Below are 15433 nucleotides of genomic sequence, written 5' to 3' on the forward strand. Positions count from 1 at the left end.
GGCCGCTTCAGGCAGGAAGGGAATAGCGCTGGCAAAACCGCTGGCGACGGCGGTAAGCAAAGACATCTTCAATGTGACCGTTACGGATCCGCTGCTGCAGCTCACGCCAGAACCCGGCGCAGAACAGCTCACCGTGCATTTCATCAAACAGCGTGGCAATCGCCGGATCGGCACACAGGTAGTGGCGAAACTCTTCCGGGAAGACATCCTCTGGTGACACACTGTACCAGGGTTCATGACTCAGCTCATCTTCCGGGTAACGCGGCGGCGGGATATCGCGGAAGTTCACTTCGGTCATGTAGCTGATCTCATCATAGTCATAGAACACCACCCGCCCGTGCCGGGTAACCCCGAAATTTTTATACAGCATGTCGCCGGGGAAGATATTAGCCGCGGCCAGCTGCTTCACTGCGTTACCGTACTCTTCTATCGCTTCGCGCCGCTGTTGCGGGTTAGCCTGCACCAGCCACATATTGAGCGGCGTCATACGACGCTCCATATACAGGTGGCTGATAACCAGCTGCCCGTCCTGATCGTGCAGCTTTTCCGGCACCTCACGCCGCAGCAGCGCCAGCAGTTCAGGACTGAGGCGTTGCCGCTCTATCGCGAAGTTTTCAAATTCCTGGGTGTCGGCCATCCTCCCGACGCGGTCATGCTCTTTCACCAGCTGGTAGCACTGGCGCACGCGTTCCGGGGTCACCTCTTTCTGTGGGGCAAAACGGTCTTTAATCACTTTAAATACCCGATCGAATCCCGGTAGCGTAAACACCAGCATCACCAGCCCCGGTACGCCAGGTGCAACAACAAACTGCTCCGTGGTCGCCGCCATATAGTTAAGATATTCCCGGTAGCTTTCGGTTTTACCGTGCTTCTGACAGCCAATGGCCATATACAGCTCAGCGGTGGTTTTGCCGGGCAGGATTTCCCGCAGCCATTCAACCAGCGCCCCCGGAAGCGGGGCATAGACCATAAAATAGGAGCGGGCAAAGCCAAAAACGATGCTCGCTTCGCGATTGCTGGTCAGGCAGGTATCGATAAACAGCTCGCCCTCTTCACTGCGGTGTATCGGCAGCAGGAACGCACAGACGCCAGAGGGGGCATAGAGTTTGGCGACCAGCCATGCGGCTTTGTTACGATAAAACAGTTCATTCGCGACCTGTAAGGTCGCCTGTTGCAGCGCGTCTGCGGGAAAGTTTTCCCGCAGGTGTCGCAGAATAAAATCAATATCACGCGGCAGATCCTGCCACGGCAGGCGCAGCGGGAGGTCGTGCAGTACGCGATGGAGTAAGGGCCGCCAGCCTTCTGCTGCGCGAAATGTTTTTGCCAGCGGGCGTGGGGTACTGCGAAAACGCCGCGGCGGTTGTGAACTGAAAATAAACAACCGCTCCGGCGTCAGCGCCTGATGGCTGAACAACCGGCAATAGACAGAGTTAAAGAAGCTTTCCGCAATTTCAAAGCGCGGATAGTCCGGCAGCAGATCGGTGTAGATCGTTTTGACCCGCTGCAGGAACGCTCGATCGTCCGCCTGAGGGGCCGTAATACAGCGCAGCTGCTCCACAACCAGACCGACGTGACGATCGTAAAGATGAATACGTGCTTTCATCGCCTGCTGTACCGCCAGCCAGTCAGCCTGTTCAAAGCGCTGCTGTGCTCCGGCGGTCACTTCCAGAAAACGGCCATACTGTGCGTCAAATCCCTGCAGGATGGTGCGGGCAATCAGGGTTTCCAGCATCGACATGTTTCACCTCCACCGCAGGGGCAGGCCTGACGGCCCGCCCGGCATCAGAACTGGTCTTCTTCCGTAGATCCGTTCAGCGCGGTCACTGACGACACGCCCCCCTGGATGATGGTTGTGACATGGTCGAAATAGCCGGTCCCCACCTCCTGCTGGTGCGAAGAGAACGTATAGCCCTGAGGGATGGCATCAAACTCAGGCTGCTGAACTTTCTCCACGTAGTGACGCATCCCTTCACCTCCGGCATAGGCCTTCGCCAGGTCGAACATGTTGAACCACATGCTGTGGATGCCTGCGAGGGTAATAAACTGATATTTGTACCCCATCTCTGACAGCGACTGCTGGAAGTGGGCGATGGTGCGATCGTCAAGATTCTTCTTCCAGTTAAACGACGGCGAACAGTTATAGGCGAGCAGCTTACCCGGAAAACGGGCGTGGATGGCGTCGGCAAACCGCCGCGCCTGCTCCAGATCCGGTTTCGAGGTTTCGCACCAGATCACGTCGGCATACGGCGCATAAGCCAGACCCCGACTGATCGCCTGTTCAACCCCGGCATGGGTGCGGTAGAAGCCTTCCGGCGTGCGCTCACCGCTGATAAATTCGCGATCGTATTCATCGCAGTCGGAAGTGATAAGATCTGCCGCGTCAGCGTCGGTCCGTGCTATCAGCACGGTTGCCACCCCCATGACATCCGCCGCCAGTCGTGCGGCTACCAGTTTCTGGATTGCTTCCTGAGTAGGCACCAGCACTTTGCCCCCCATATGTCCGCACTTCTTCACTGAGGCCAGCTGATCTTCAAAGTGCACCCCTGCCGCTCCGGCCTGGATCATCGATTTCATCAGCTCAAAGGCGTTAAGCACCCCACCGAAACCGGCCTCTGCATCGGCGACAATTGGCAGGAAATAATCCACGTACCGGGGATCGCCCGGTTCGATGTCGGCCGACCACTGGATCTGATCGGCGCGCCGGAAGGTATTATTGATGCGTTCTACCACTGACGGTACTGAGTTCGCCGGGTACAGAGACTGATCCGGGTACATGCTGCCCGCGAGGTTGGCATCAGCCGCCACCTGCCAGCCGGAAAGGTAGATCGCCTCAATGCCGGCCTTAGCCTGCTGCAGGGCCTGCCCGCCGGTCAGTGCGCCGAGGCTGTTGATATAACCTTTCTTCGCCCCGCCGTTGAGCAATGCCCAGAGTCTGTGTGCGCCGTTTTCCGCCAGGGTGCAGACCGGGTTTACCGAGCCACGTAGTTTCACCACCTCTGCCGCGCTGTACGGGCGGATAATGCCGTCCCAGCGTGCATCGCGCCAGGCCTGTTCTGTCTGCTGAATCTGTAGGGTACGAGAAGTCATCGTGGTGCTCCTTGTCAGGGTTCAGGGAAGTAAGCGATAGCCCGGCAGTGTCAGAAATTCCACCAGTTCGGGCTCCGTGGTGATTCGTTCCATCAAGGCGGCAGCTTCAGCGAAGCGCCCGCCGTTAAAACGTGTGTCGCCCAGCTCCTGGCGGATGACCTGCATCTCCTCTCGCAACATCTTGCGGAACAGCGCTTCGGTCACCCCCTCGCCGCTTTGCAGGGTTTTGCCGTGTCGTATCCACTGCCAGATTGAGGTGCGTGAAATTTCTGCCGTGGCAGCATCTTCCATCAACCCGTAGATCGGCACACAGCCGTTGCCACTAATCCAGGCTTCGATGTACTGCACCGCCACGCGAATATTGGCGCGCATACCGTTTTCTGTCCGTTCTCCGGCACAGGGAGCCAGCAGCTGTTCAGCCGTAACCGGCGTATCCTGCTCGCGCAGGACGTGGAGCTGGTTAGGACGATCGCCCAGCACCTCGTTAAAAATCGTCATGACCGTGTCGGCCAGACCCGGATGCGCAATCCAGGTACCGTCGTGACCGTTGGCGGCCTCACGCTGTTTATCAGCCTGCACCTTGTCCAGTACCCACTGGTTACGTTCAGCATCCTTATCCGGAATAAACGCCGCCATACCGCCCATGGCAAAGGCGCCGCGCCGGTGGCAGGTTTTGATCAGCAGGGTTGAGTATGCGTTGAGAAACCCCTGGTCCATCGTCACCGACTGACGGTCCGGCAGAACGCGGTCCGGGTGGTTCTTCAGCGTTTTGATATAGCTAAAGATGTAATCCCAGCGTCCGCAGTTCAGCCCGACGATGTGATCGCGCAGGTGCCAGAGGATCTCGTCCATCTGGAAGACGGCGGGGAGCGTTTCGATTAACAGCGTGGCCTTGATGGTGCCACGCGGCAGATCGAAACGATCCTCTGCGTAACTGAAAACATCACTCCACCAGGCGGCTTCCTGATATGACTGGGTTTTTGGCAGGTAGAAATAGGGGCCACTGCCTTTGGCCAGCAGCGCATCAACGTTATGAAAGAAGTACAGGGCAAAATCAAACAGGCTTCCGGGGATCGGTTCATCACGCCAGGTGACGTGTTTTTCCGGCAGGTGCAGGCCGCGTACACGACATATCAGTACCGCCGGGTCGGGCTTCAACTGGTAAATTTTGCCGGCTTCGCTGGTATAGCTAATCGTACCGTTAATCGCATCGCGCAGATTGATCTGACCGGCGATCACCTTGTCCCAGGATGGCGCCAGAGAATCCTCAAAATCCGCCATAAAGACGTTAACGTTGGCGTTGAGCGCATTGATCACCATTTTACGATCCACAGGCCCGGTGATCTCCACCCGCCGGTTCTGCAGATCGGCCGGAATCCCGCGGATCTTCCAGTCTGCTTTTTTAATGGAATCCGTTTCCGAAATAAAATCAGGCAGTTTACCTGCGTCTATTTGCTGCTGAACTCGCTTGCGCTCTGCCAGTAAATGATCGCGTCGTGGTGTGAATTTCACCACCAGTTCGCTGAGAAAATTGACCGCCTCTTCTGTCAGGATCTGCTGTTCAGCCTGACCGGACGGGCGCTGAAAGGCCAGTTCACTGCTAATGGTCTGTTGCGTCATCTGTTTGCTCCTGTCACCGATACGGTCAGGTAAGCGTTGCGTTACCTGACGATCTTCTTTGAACATTCTTTGAACTGCCGGATCAAAATAGCATCAGTTAAAAATCAAAATCAAAAACTATTTCCATTTTTATCATTTAAACGACATAACTCATTGAACAAAAACAGATTAAACAGGGGTCATTAAAGGAAGGGGTTTTCAGTTAAAAATGAGATCGCGATCGGGTGACTGGATTCAGCAAATAAAAGGCAGGCAGGATATATCAGAAAGCCGGTGGATCGCTGATCCACCGGTGGGAAAACAGAAAGGAATTACTCTAATGTTGGGTTCATATGACGCAGATCGAAAGGTGTGATCTGGTAAACGTAATAGTTGAGCCAGTTAGAGAACAGCAGGTTACCGTGGCTGCGCCAACTGGCACGCGGTGGCAATTCAGGGTTGTCATGCGGGAAATAGTTGAACGGTACTTCTGGCTGCAGGCCAGCGTCATAGTCACGGTGATATTCACCGGAGAGCGTTAGCGCATCGTACTCCGGGTGCCCGGTGACAAAGGCCAGTCGCTTGTCCTTGCTGGCAAACAGGTAGGCCCCTGTCTGCTCTGATTCGGCAAAGATTTCGAGGTCGGTGTAATCACGCAATAGCTGGGTTGGGAAATCAGCGTAGCGTGAATGCGGCGCCAGGAACGTGTCGTCAAAACCGCGCGTCAGCAGCGCATGCGGATGCAGTATCTGGTGCTCAAAGACGCCTGACAGTTTGTTTTCTCGTGTCTGCTTGGGAATACCATACAGAATGTTTAACGCGGCCTGAACCGCCCAACAGACAAACAGCGTGGAGGTGACGTGCTCTTTCGCCCAGTGCAACACCTGCTGGATTTGCGGCCAGTAAGCCACATCACAGAAGTCGACCAGGCCCAGCGGAGCACCAGTGACAATCAGACCGTCGTAGTTGTCATTCTGAATGTCTTCAAAATTACAGTAAAAGTTATTCAGGTGTTCAGACGGCGTATTACGGGATTCACGACTGTCGATACGCAGTAGCTGAACATCGATCTGCAGCGGTGAGTTAGAAAGCAGACGCAGAAACTGGTTCTCAGTTTCGATCTTTTTCGGCATCAGATTGAGTACCAGCACTTTTAACGGGCGGATCATCTGCGTACTGGCACGCGTGGACGTCATAACAAAGACGTTCTCGTTGCGCAGAAAATTCACGGCGGGTAATTCATCGGGTACCCTGATCGGCATAACCTGCTTCCTCACTACATACGTTCATACGTTTAGACATCCAGACAGCTAAAGATAACGTGCTACTGCGCGGATGTCGAGTACTCATCGGATAGTTGAAAATGTTTCATCTCACTGGGGTGATTAACGGCAAAAGATGTGGTCACCGCAGGATCGGTTAAAGATAGCTAGAATAGTTAAAGGCTACTCACCCTGTATTTGTTAGATTACACAATTCTAATTAGTGAATGTGTTCAGGGATATGCAGAAAATAAAGGAATACCTCGCGCTGGCAATTTTGATGTGCCTGCCATATATCATTGTAATGTTTGATAATTACATATTAAAAAATGAAGTGAATAAGCATTCTTTAACCGCCATCTCTCACTCTGTTTTTTTGATGATTAATATTATTCTACTGTACAAAATCAAACGAAATAATAAAGAACTGTCAGGGGGAATACTGCTAATTACCGGTCTTTTTGCTGCCATGCTGATTCGTGAGAACAGGGAAAATATCCGTGAATTATTTAGCGGAACCGTTCACTGGTCATGGCTGGCGTTAGCCGTTTCTTTGTATTACCTGTGGCAGGGCACGAAGAATGGCGTCAGGAAAGCCTTTATTGACCTCCGGGAGATGCACCGTTTCAGCGACTATAATTACCTGATTTGTGGCCTGATACTGGTGCTGGTGTGGTCAAGATTGTTCGGAAATCGCTTTGTCTGGAAGGGAATTGAGCATATTCACTACAGCGAAGCCCTGAAAAATACCGCAGAGGAGCCGACACAGAGCCTCGGGTATCTGATTATTATGTTCGGGCTGGTGAAGATATTGAAAAGTAAATAACAAAAAAGCCTCATGCTTTCGCATGAGGCTTTTTTGCTTATTTGATGCCTGGCAGTTCCCTACTCTCGCATGGGGAGACCCCACACTACCATCGGCGCTACGGCGTTTCACTTCTGAGTTCGGCATGGGGTCAGGTGGGACCACCGCGCTAAAGCCGCCAGGCAAATTCTTTGTGCACGAAACGAATAATCTTTCGTTTCCGCTAATTCTTTATCCGGTACAGGCTGAAAATTGTTTTTGCGTCTCTCGAACGCCACGCCAGAACGCTTCTGGCGTTGTAAGGTTAAGCCTCACGGGTCATTAGTACCGGTTAGCTCAACGCATCGCTGCGCTTACACACCCGGCCTATCAACGTCGTAGTCTTCAACGTCCCTTCAGGGGTCTCAAGGACCCAGGGAGAATTCATCTCGAGGCAAGTTTCGCGCTTAGATGCTTTCAGCGCTTATCTTTTCCGCACTTAGCTACCGGGCAATGCCATTGGCATGACAACCCGAACACCAGCGGTGCGTTCACTCCGGTCCTCTCGTACTAGGAGCAACCCCTCTCAATTCTCCAGCGCCCACGGCAGATAGGGACCGAACTGTCTCACGACGTTCTAAACCCAGCTCGCGTACCACTTTAAACGGCGAACAGCCGTACCCTTGGGACCTACTTCAGCCCCAGGATGTGATGAGCCGACATCGAGGTGCCAAACACCGCCGTCGATATGAACTCTTGGGCGGTATCAGCCTGTTATCCCCGGAGTACCTTTTATCCGTTGAGCGATGGCCCTTCCATTCAGAACCACCGGATCACTATGACCTGCTTTCGCACCTGCTCGAGCCGTCACTCTCGCAGTCAAGCTAGCTTATGCCATTGCACTAACCTCACGATGTCCGACCGTGATTAGCTAACCTTCGTGCTCCTCCGTTACTCTTTAGGAGGAGACCGCCCCAGTCAAACTACCCACCAGACACTGTCCCCACGCCGGATTACGGCGCCAGGTTAGAACATCAAACGTTAAAGGGTGGTATTTCAAGGTTGGCTCCACGCAGACTGGCGTCCACGCTTCAAAGCCTCCCACCTATCCTACACATCAAGGCTCAATGTTCAGTGTCAAGCTGTAGTAAAGGTTCACGGGGTCTTTCCGTCTTGCCGCGGGTACACTGCATCTTCACAGCGAGTTCAATTTCACTGAGTCTCGGGTGGAGACAGCCTGGCCATCATTACGCCATTCGTGCAGGTCGGAACTTACCCGACAAGGAATTTCGCTACCTTAGGACCGTTATAGTTACGGCCGCCGTTTACCGGGGCTTCGATCAAGAGCTTCTCCTTGCGGATAACCCCATCAATTAACCTTCCGGCACCGGGCAGGCGTCACACCGTATACGTCCACTTTCGTGTTTGCACAGTGCTGTGTTTTTAATAAACAGTTGCAGCCAGCTGGTATCTTCGACTGCCTTCAGCTCCAGGAGCAAGTCCTTTCACCTACCGGCAGCGTGCCTTCTCCCGAAGTTACGGCACCATTTTGCCTAGTTCCTTCACCCGAGTTCTCTCAAGCGCCTTGGTATTCTCTACCTGACCACCTGTGTCGGTTTGGGGTACGATTCGATGTTACCTGATGCTTAGAGGCTTTTCCTGGAAGCAGGGCATTTGTTACTTCAGCACCGTAGTGCCTCGTCATCACGCCTCAGCCTTAAAGAGTTCCGGATTTGCCTGGAACTCAAGCCTACACGCTTAAACCGGGACAACCGTCGCCCGGCTAACATAGCCTTCTCCGTCCCCCCTTCGCAGTAACACCGAGTACAGGAATATTAACCTGTTTCCCATCGACTACGCCTTTCGGCCTCGCCTTAGGGGTCGACTCACCCTGCCCCGATTAACGTTGGACAGGAACCCTTGGTCTTCCGGCGAGCGGGCTTTTCACCCGCTTTATCGTTACTTATGTCAGCATTCGCACTTCTGATACCTCCAGCAGACCTCACAGTCCACCTTCGACGGCTTACAGAACGCTCCCCTACCCAACAACACTTGCGTGTCGCTGCCGCAGCTTCGGTGCATGGTTTAGCCCCGTTACATCTTCCGCGCAGGCCGACTCGACCAGTGAGCTATTACGCTTTCTTTAAATGATGGCTGCTTCTAAGCCAACATCCTGGCTGTCTGTGCCTTCCCACATCGTTTCCCACTTAACCATGACTTTGGGACCTTAGCTGGCGGTCTGGGTTGTTTCCCTCTTCACGACGGACGTTAGCACCCGCCGTGTGTCTCCCGTGATAACATTCTTCGGTATTCGCAGTTTGCATCGGGTTGGTAAGCCGGGATGGCCCCCTAGCCGAAACAGTGCTCTACCCCCGAAGATGAGTTCACGAGGCGCTACCTAAATAGCTTTCGGGGAGAACCAGCTATCTCCCGGTTTGATTGGCCTTTCACCCCCAGCCACAAGTCATCCGCTAATTTTTCAACATTAGTCGGTTCGGTCCTCCAGTTAGTGTTACCCAACCTTCAACCTGCCCATGGCTAGATCACCGGGTTTCGGGTCTATACCCTGCAACTTAACGCCCAGTTAAGACTCGGTTTCCCTTCGGCTCCCCTATACGGTTAACCTTGCTACAGAATATAAGTCGCTGACCCATTATACAAAAGGTACGCAGTCACCTAACAAGTAGGCTCCCACTGCTTGTACGTACACGGTTTCAGGTTCTGTTTCACTCCCCTCGCCGGGGTTCTTTTCGCCTTTCCCTCACGGTACTGGTTCACTATCGGTCAGTCAGGAGTATTTAGCCTTGGAGGATGGTCCCCCATATTCAGACAGGATGTCACGTGTCCCGCCCTACTCATCGAACTCACAGTAAGTGCATTTTTGTGTACGGGAGTATCACCCTGTACCCTGCGACTTTCCAGACGCTTCCACTAATGCACAAACTGATTCAGGTTCTGGGCTGTTCCCCGTTCGCTCGCCGCTACTGGGGGAATCTCGGTTGATTTCTTTTCCTCGGGGTACTTAGATGTTTCAGTTCCCCCGGTTCGCCTCATGCCACTATGTATTCATGACATGATAGTGTGACGTATCACACTGGGTTTCCCCATTCGGGTATCGTCGGTTGTTGCGGTTCATATCACCTTACCGACGCTTATCGCAGATTAGCACGCCCTTCATCGCCTCTGACTGCCTAGGCATCCACCGTGTACGCTTAGTCGCTTAACCTCACAACCCACAAGCGTCCCATACGGAACACGTGTTGTCGTTGCGAGCATTTGAGAGACTCGAACATATCGTAGATTTCATTCTTATTACGGAGAATGAAAACGACATGTCGTTTCAATTTTCAGCTTGTTCCGGATTGTTAAAGAGCAAATATCTCAAACGTGACTCGTTAAAGTCAGTTTTGAGATACGGTGATAACGACTTTCACTTCGTTACCGGTATGGCGTCCCCAAGGGGATTCGAACCCCTGTTACAGCCGTGAAAGGGCAGTGTCCTGGGCCTCTAGACGATGGGGACTCTGATACTACTATTGCTCGTTACTTCTATCAGACAATCTGTGTGGACACTACGCGGGAAGGTATCTTCAGGTAAGGAGGTGATCCAACCGCAGGTTCCCCTACGGTTACCTTGTTACGACTTCACCCCAGTCATGAATCACAAAGTGGTAAGCGCCCTCCCGAAGGTTAAGCTACCTACTTCTTTTGCAACCCACTCCCATGGTGTGACGGGCGGTGTGTACAAGGCCCGGGAACGTATTCACCGTAGCATTCTGATCTACGATTACTAGCGATTCCGACTTCACGGAGTCGAGTTGCAGACTCCGATCCGGACTACGACGCACTTTATGAGGTCCGCTTGCTCTCGCGAGGTCGCTTCTCTTTGTATGCGCCATTGTAGCACGTGTGTAGCCCTGGCCGTAAGGGCCATGATGACTTGACGTCATCCCCACCTTCCTCCGGTTTATCACCGGCAGTCTCCTTTGAGTTCCCACCATTACGTGCTGGCAACAAAGGATAAGGGTTGCGCTCGTTGCGGGACTTAACCCAACATTTCACAACACGAGCTGACGACAGCCATGCAGCACCTGTCTCACGGTTCCCGAAGGCACTAAGGCATCTCTGCCGAATTCCGTGGATGTCAAGGCCAGGTAAGGTTCTTCGCGTTGCATCGAATTAAACCACATGCTCCACCGCTTGTGCGGGCCCCCGTCAATTCATTTGAGTTTTAACCTTGCGGCCGTACTCCCCAGGCGGTCGACTTAACGCGTTAGCTCCGGAAGCCACGCCTCAAGGGCACAACCTCCAAGTCGACATCGTTTACGGCGTGGACTACCAGGGTATCTAATCCTGTTTGCTCCCCACGCTTTCGCACCTGAGCGTCAGTCTTTGTCCAGGGGGCCGCCTTCGCCACCGGTATTCCTCCAGATCTCTACGCATTTCACCGCTACACCTGGAATTCTACCCCCCTCTACAAGACTCTAGCCTGCCAGTTTCGAATGCAGTTCCCAGGTTGAGCCCGGGGATTTCACATCCGACTTGACAGACCGCCTGCGTGCGCTTTACGCCCAGTAATTCCGATTAACGCTTGCACCCTCCGTATTACCGCGGCTGCTGGCACGGAGTTAGCCGGTGCTTCTTCTGCGGGTAACGTCAATCGACGAAGTTATTAACTTCATCGCCTTCCTCCCCACTGAAAGTACTTTACAACCCGAAGGCCTTCTTCATACACGCGGCATGGCTGCATCAGGCTTGCGCCCATTGTGCAATATTCCCCACTGCTGCCTCCCGTAGGAGTCTGGACCGTGTCTCAGTTCCAGTGTGGCTGGTCATCCTCTCAGACCAGCTAGGGATCGTCGCCTAGGTGAGCCGTTACCCCACCTACTAGCTAATCCCATCTGGGCACATCCGATGGTGTGAGGCCCGAAGGTCCCCCACTTTGGTCCGAAGACGTTATGCGGTATTAGCTACCGTTTCCAGTAGTTATCCCCCTCCATCGGGCAGTTTCCCAGACATTACTCACCCGTCCGCCACTCGTCACCCGAGAGCAAGCTCTCTGTGCTACCGTTCGACTTGCATGTGTTAGGCCTGCCGCCAGCGTTCAATCTGAGCCATGATCAAACTCTTCAATTAAAAGTTCGATTTGCTGCAACAAGTGCAGCGATGCTCAAGTGTAAAACGTCATAATGAATTTCATTATGTGTTCACTCTTAAGACTTGATATTTTTTGTCACCCGGAGGTGACTGATATCAATCCTGCGAGTGCCCACACAGATTGTCTGATAAATTGTTAAAGAGCGTTGCGAGCAGTGCCGGAGCTTCCTGCCGCGAGGTGGCGTATATTACGCTTTCCTCCTTCGGAGTCAACTTCTTTTTGAGAAGTTTTTCCGGCGGTTCAGATACTTCCTGAACCTCCTGAGCCGCTGGCCTGTAAGCCGTTGTGCCGTCTCAGTGGTTGCGCATTATAGGGAGTTCTGGGCGGGTGACAAGGGCTAATTTGCGATAATGAGACTGTTCGCTGCAATCCCCAGCAAAACCCCGCTTTATACCTGCTTATGCACAAACTTATCCACAATCCAGGCATCGCGCTAATTTTGACGAGCATCGCGCAATCGTTTTCGCTACAATGCCCGCGCATAATGGAAGCCCCTTCAGGGGCGTTACACGAACCTTAGTCACGCTTCTTTCTTCTTATAAGGAAGAAGAGAATGTCTAAGCTTCCTATAACGCTCTTTATATGCGATCCAAAGCCAAGGGATAAAACCACCATGCAACAACATCGTCCTGTACGCCGCGCGCTACTCAGCGTGTCTGACAAAGCCGGTATCCTCGAATTCGCTCAGGCGCTTTCCCAGCGTGGCGTCGAGCTGCTCTCCACCGGCGGCACCGCACGCCTGCTGGCAGACGCCGGTCTGCCCGTCACTGAAGTGTCCGACTACACCGGTTTCCCGGAAATGATGGATGGACGCGTTAAAACGCTACATCCGAAAGTGCATGGTGGCATTTTAGGACGCCGCGGTCAGGATGATGCCATCATGGCCGGGCACAACATCTCTCCGATTGATATGGTTGTGGTTAACCTCTATCCCTTCGCCCAGACCGTTGCCCGTGAAGGCTGCTCGCTGGAAGACGCAGTTGAGAACATCGATATCGGTGGCCCGACAATGGTACGGTCCGCTGCCAAGAACCACAAAGACGTGGCGATTGTGGTGAAGAGCAGTGACTACCAGACTATTATTGCGGAACTGGACGCCAACGATAATTCACTGACGCTGGCCACCCGTTTCGACCTGGCCATTAAGGCGTTCGAACATACCGCCGCCTACGACAGTATGATTGCCAACTACTTCGGTAGCCTGGTTCCGGCCTATCACGGTGAAACCCAGGCACCTTCCGGCCGCTTCCCGCGCACCCTTAACCTGAACTTCATCAAGAAGCAGGATATGCGTTACGGTGAGAACAGCCACCAGGATGCCGCTTTCTATATAGAAGAGAATGTGGCAGAGGCCTCAGTGGCGACGGCACAACAGGTGCAGGGCAAAGCGCTCTCTTATAACAACATTGCGGATACCGACGCAGCACTGGAGTGTGTGAAAGAGTTCGACCAGCCCGCCTGCGTTATCGTTAAGCACGCTAACCCGTGCGGCGTGGCGGTGGGAGAGTCGATTCTGGCCGCTTACGAACGTGCGTATAAAACGGATCCGACCTCAGCTTTCGGCGGCATCATTGCTTTTAACCGTGAGCTGGATGAAGCGACCGCGCAGGCGATTGTCAGCCGCCAGTTTGTCGAAGTGATCATTGCCCCCTCTGCGACTGAAGCCGCCCTGAAGATCACCGCCAGCAAACAGAACGTGCGGGTACTGACCTGTGGTCAGTGGCAGCAGCGTCAAACCGGTCTGGACTTCAAGCGTGTTAACGGCGGCCTGCTGGTACAGGATCGTGACCTCGGGATGGTGAATGAAAGCCACCTGCGCGTGGTCAGCCAGCGCCAGCCAACCGCACAGGAACTGCGTGATGCCCTGTTCTGCTGGAAGGTAGCGAAGTTTGTGAAGTCAAATGCCATCGTGTATGCGCGTGACAGTATGACCATCGGCATAGGTGCCGGCCAGATGAGCCGCGTGTACTCCGCTAAAATCGCCGGTATCAAAGCTGCCGATGAAGGCCTGGAAGTGAAAGGCTCTGCCATGGCCTCTGATGCCTTCTTCCCGTTCCGCGACGGTATCGATGCCGCCGCCGCTGTCGGCATCACCTGTGTGATCCAGCCGGGTGGTTCCATTCGTGACGAGGAAGTGATTGCCGCCGCTGACGAACACGGTATTGCAATGATCTTCACCGACATGCGCCACTTCCGCCATTAATAACGGAGCCTCTGATGAAAATTTTAGTGATTGGTAATGGCGGCCGTGAACACGCGCTGGCCTGGAAGGCCGCGCAGTCCCCGCTGGCTGAGACCGTCTTTGTTGCACCGGGTAACGCCGGTACGGCCCTGGAGCCTGCACTGCAGAATGTGGCCATCGGCCCAACGGATATCCCTGCCCTGCTGGCCTTCGCCCGCGATGAGAAAATCGATCTGACCATCGTCGGCCCGGAAGCCCCGCTGGTCATCGGCGTGGTGGATGCTTTCCGCGCAGCGGGCCTGAAGATCTTTGGCCCGACTCAGGCGGCTGCGCAGCTGGAAGGTTCAAAAGCCTTCACCAAAGACTTCCTGGCGCGGCATAAAATTCCTACCGGCGAATACCAGAACTTTACCGAGGTTGAACCGGCTCTGGCGTATGTGCGTGAAAGAGGTGCCCCGATCGTCATTAAGGCCGATGGGCTGGCGGCAGGTAAAGGGGTCATTGTGGCCATGACGCTGCAGGAAGCCGAAGACGCCATCCAGGATATGCTGGCAGGTAACGCCTTTGGCGATGCGGGACACCGTATCGTGGTGGAAGATTTCCTCGACGGTGAAGAAGCCAGCTTCATCGTGATGGTCGACGGTGAGAACGTGCTGCCGATGGCCACCAGCCAGGACCACAAACGCGTCGGCGATGGTGATACCGGCCCGAATACCGGCGGGATGGGGGCTTACTCCCCGGCTCCGGTGGTCACCGATGCGATCCACCAGCGTGTGATGGATGAAGTGATCTGGCCGACCGTGCGCGGTATGGCCGGTGAAGGCAATGTCTACACCGGGTTCCTGTATGCGGGTCTGATGATCGACAAAAGTGGTCAGCCCAAAGTGATCGAATTCAACTGCCGCTTTGGCGATCCTGAAACCCAGCCGATCATGCTGCGTCTGCAGTCGGATCTGGTCGAGCTCTGCCTGGCCGCCGTTGACGGCAGGCTGGACGAAAAGGATTCTGTCTGGGACCCACGTCCGTCGCTGGGTGTGGTTCTGGCCGCAGGCGGCTACCCGGGGGATTACGTCAACGGCGAGCAAATCCACGGACTGCCGCTGGAAGAAGTGGCGGACGGCAAGGTGTTCCATGCCGGAACCACGCTGCAGGGCGACCTGGTGGTCACTAACGGAGGGCGCGTACTCTGCGTCACGGCGCTGGGTGACGATGTTGCCGCTGCGCAAAAACGTGCCTATGAACTGGCCAGACCAATCTCATGGAAGGGCAGCTTCTGCCGTAGCGATATCGGTTATCGCGCCATAGATCGCAAATAGTCTCCCCGGGCGGCGCGTTAATCCGCCCGGCGCAGAACAGCCTCA

At 54.3% G+C, this 15433-nt stretch carries 7 protein-coding genes, 1 tRNA gene and 3 rRNA genes; 3 read left to right on the forward strand and 8 right to left on the reverse strand.

From position 1 onward, the window contains the following. Positions 1-7: 7 nt before the first annotated feature. The 4 genes from aceK to metA form a co-directional block, all read right to left on the reverse strand. Positions 8-1738: a bifunctional isocitrate dehydrogenase kinase/phosphatase gene (aceK, locus tag K6L24_RS19955; protein ID WP_222681777.1), complete on the reverse strand. Its 1731-nt coding sequence runs from the start codon at positions 1736-1738 to the stop codon at positions 8-10. A 44-nt stretch (positions 1739-1782) separates the two neighbouring features. After that, positions 1783-3087 (reverse strand): isocitrate lyase, encoded by a 1305-nt coding sequence (gene aceA / locus K6L24_RS19960; protein WP_062748375.1) that lies wholly within the window; start codon positions 3085-3087, stop codon positions 1783-1785. A gap of 21 nt (positions 3088-3108) precedes the next feature. Next, positions 3109-4707 carry a malate synthase A gene (gene aceB / locus K6L24_RS19965; protein WP_191928032.1) on the reverse strand — a complete coding sequence of 533 codons (1599 nt, stop codon included), beginning with the start codon at positions 4705-4707 and terminating at the stop codon, positions 3109-3111. 311 nt (positions 4708-5018) lie between these two features. Then, positions 5019-5948 (reverse strand): homoserine O-acetyltransferase MetA, encoded by a 930-nt coding sequence (gene metA, locus K6L24_RS19970; RefSeq protein ID WP_062748377.1) that lies wholly within the window; start codon positions 5946-5948, stop codon positions 5019-5021. Between the two features lie 241 nt (positions 5949-6189). On the opposite strand from metA, the gene K6L24_RS19975 reads away from it, so the two are divergent. Continuing rightward, positions 6190-6774 (forward strand): hypothetical protein, encoded by a 585-nt coding sequence (locus tag K6L24_RS19975; protein ID WP_062748379.1) that lies wholly within the window; start codon positions 6190-6192, stop codon positions 6772-6774. 46 nt (positions 6775-6820) lie between these two features. Here the strand turns inward: K6L24_RS19975 and rrf are convergent. The 4 genes from rrf to K6L24_RS19995 form a co-directional block, all read right to left on the reverse strand. Further along, positions 6821-6936, reverse strand: a 5S ribosomal RNA gene (gene rrf / locus K6L24_RS19980). Between the two features lie 117 nt (positions 6937-7053). Next, positions 7054-9958: ribosomal RNA gene (locus tag K6L24_RS19985) — 23S ribosomal RNA — on the reverse strand. Between the two features lie 221 nt (positions 9959-10179). Beyond that, positions 10180-10255, reverse strand: a tRNA-Glu gene (locus K6L24_RS19990). A 72-nt stretch (positions 10256-10327) separates the two neighbouring features. Continuing rightward, positions 10328-11868 (reverse strand): 16S ribosomal RNA (locus tag K6L24_RS19995). The 16S, 23S and 5S rRNA genes sit together here with 1 tRNA gene alongside, the layout of an rRNA operon. Before the next feature lie 635 nt (positions 11869-12503). Between K6L24_RS19995 and purH the strand changes: the two genes are divergently transcribed. Together purH and purD are read left to right on the forward strand one after the other, a co-directional pair. Further along, complete coding sequence (gene purH, locus K6L24_RS20000; RefSeq protein ID WP_062749124.1) at positions 12504-14093, forward strand: bifunctional phosphoribosylaminoimidazolecarboxamide formyltransferase/IMP cyclohydrolase; 1590 nt, start codon at positions 12504-12506, stop codon at positions 14091-14093. Positions 14094-14107: 14 nt separating this feature from the next. Continuing rightward, positions 14108-15388, forward strand: coding sequence for a phosphoribosylamine--glycine ligase (gene purD, locus K6L24_RS20005; RefSeq protein WP_222681778.1), 1281 nt, complete (start codon positions 14108-14110; stop codon positions 15386-15388). The last annotated feature ends 45 nt before the right edge of the window (positions 15389-15433 follow it).

It is taken from the genome of Erwinia persicina (genome assembly GCF_019844095.1).
Taxonomy (GTDB): Bacteria; Pseudomonadota; Gammaproteobacteria; order Enterobacterales; family Enterobacteriaceae; genus Erwinia; species Erwinia persicina.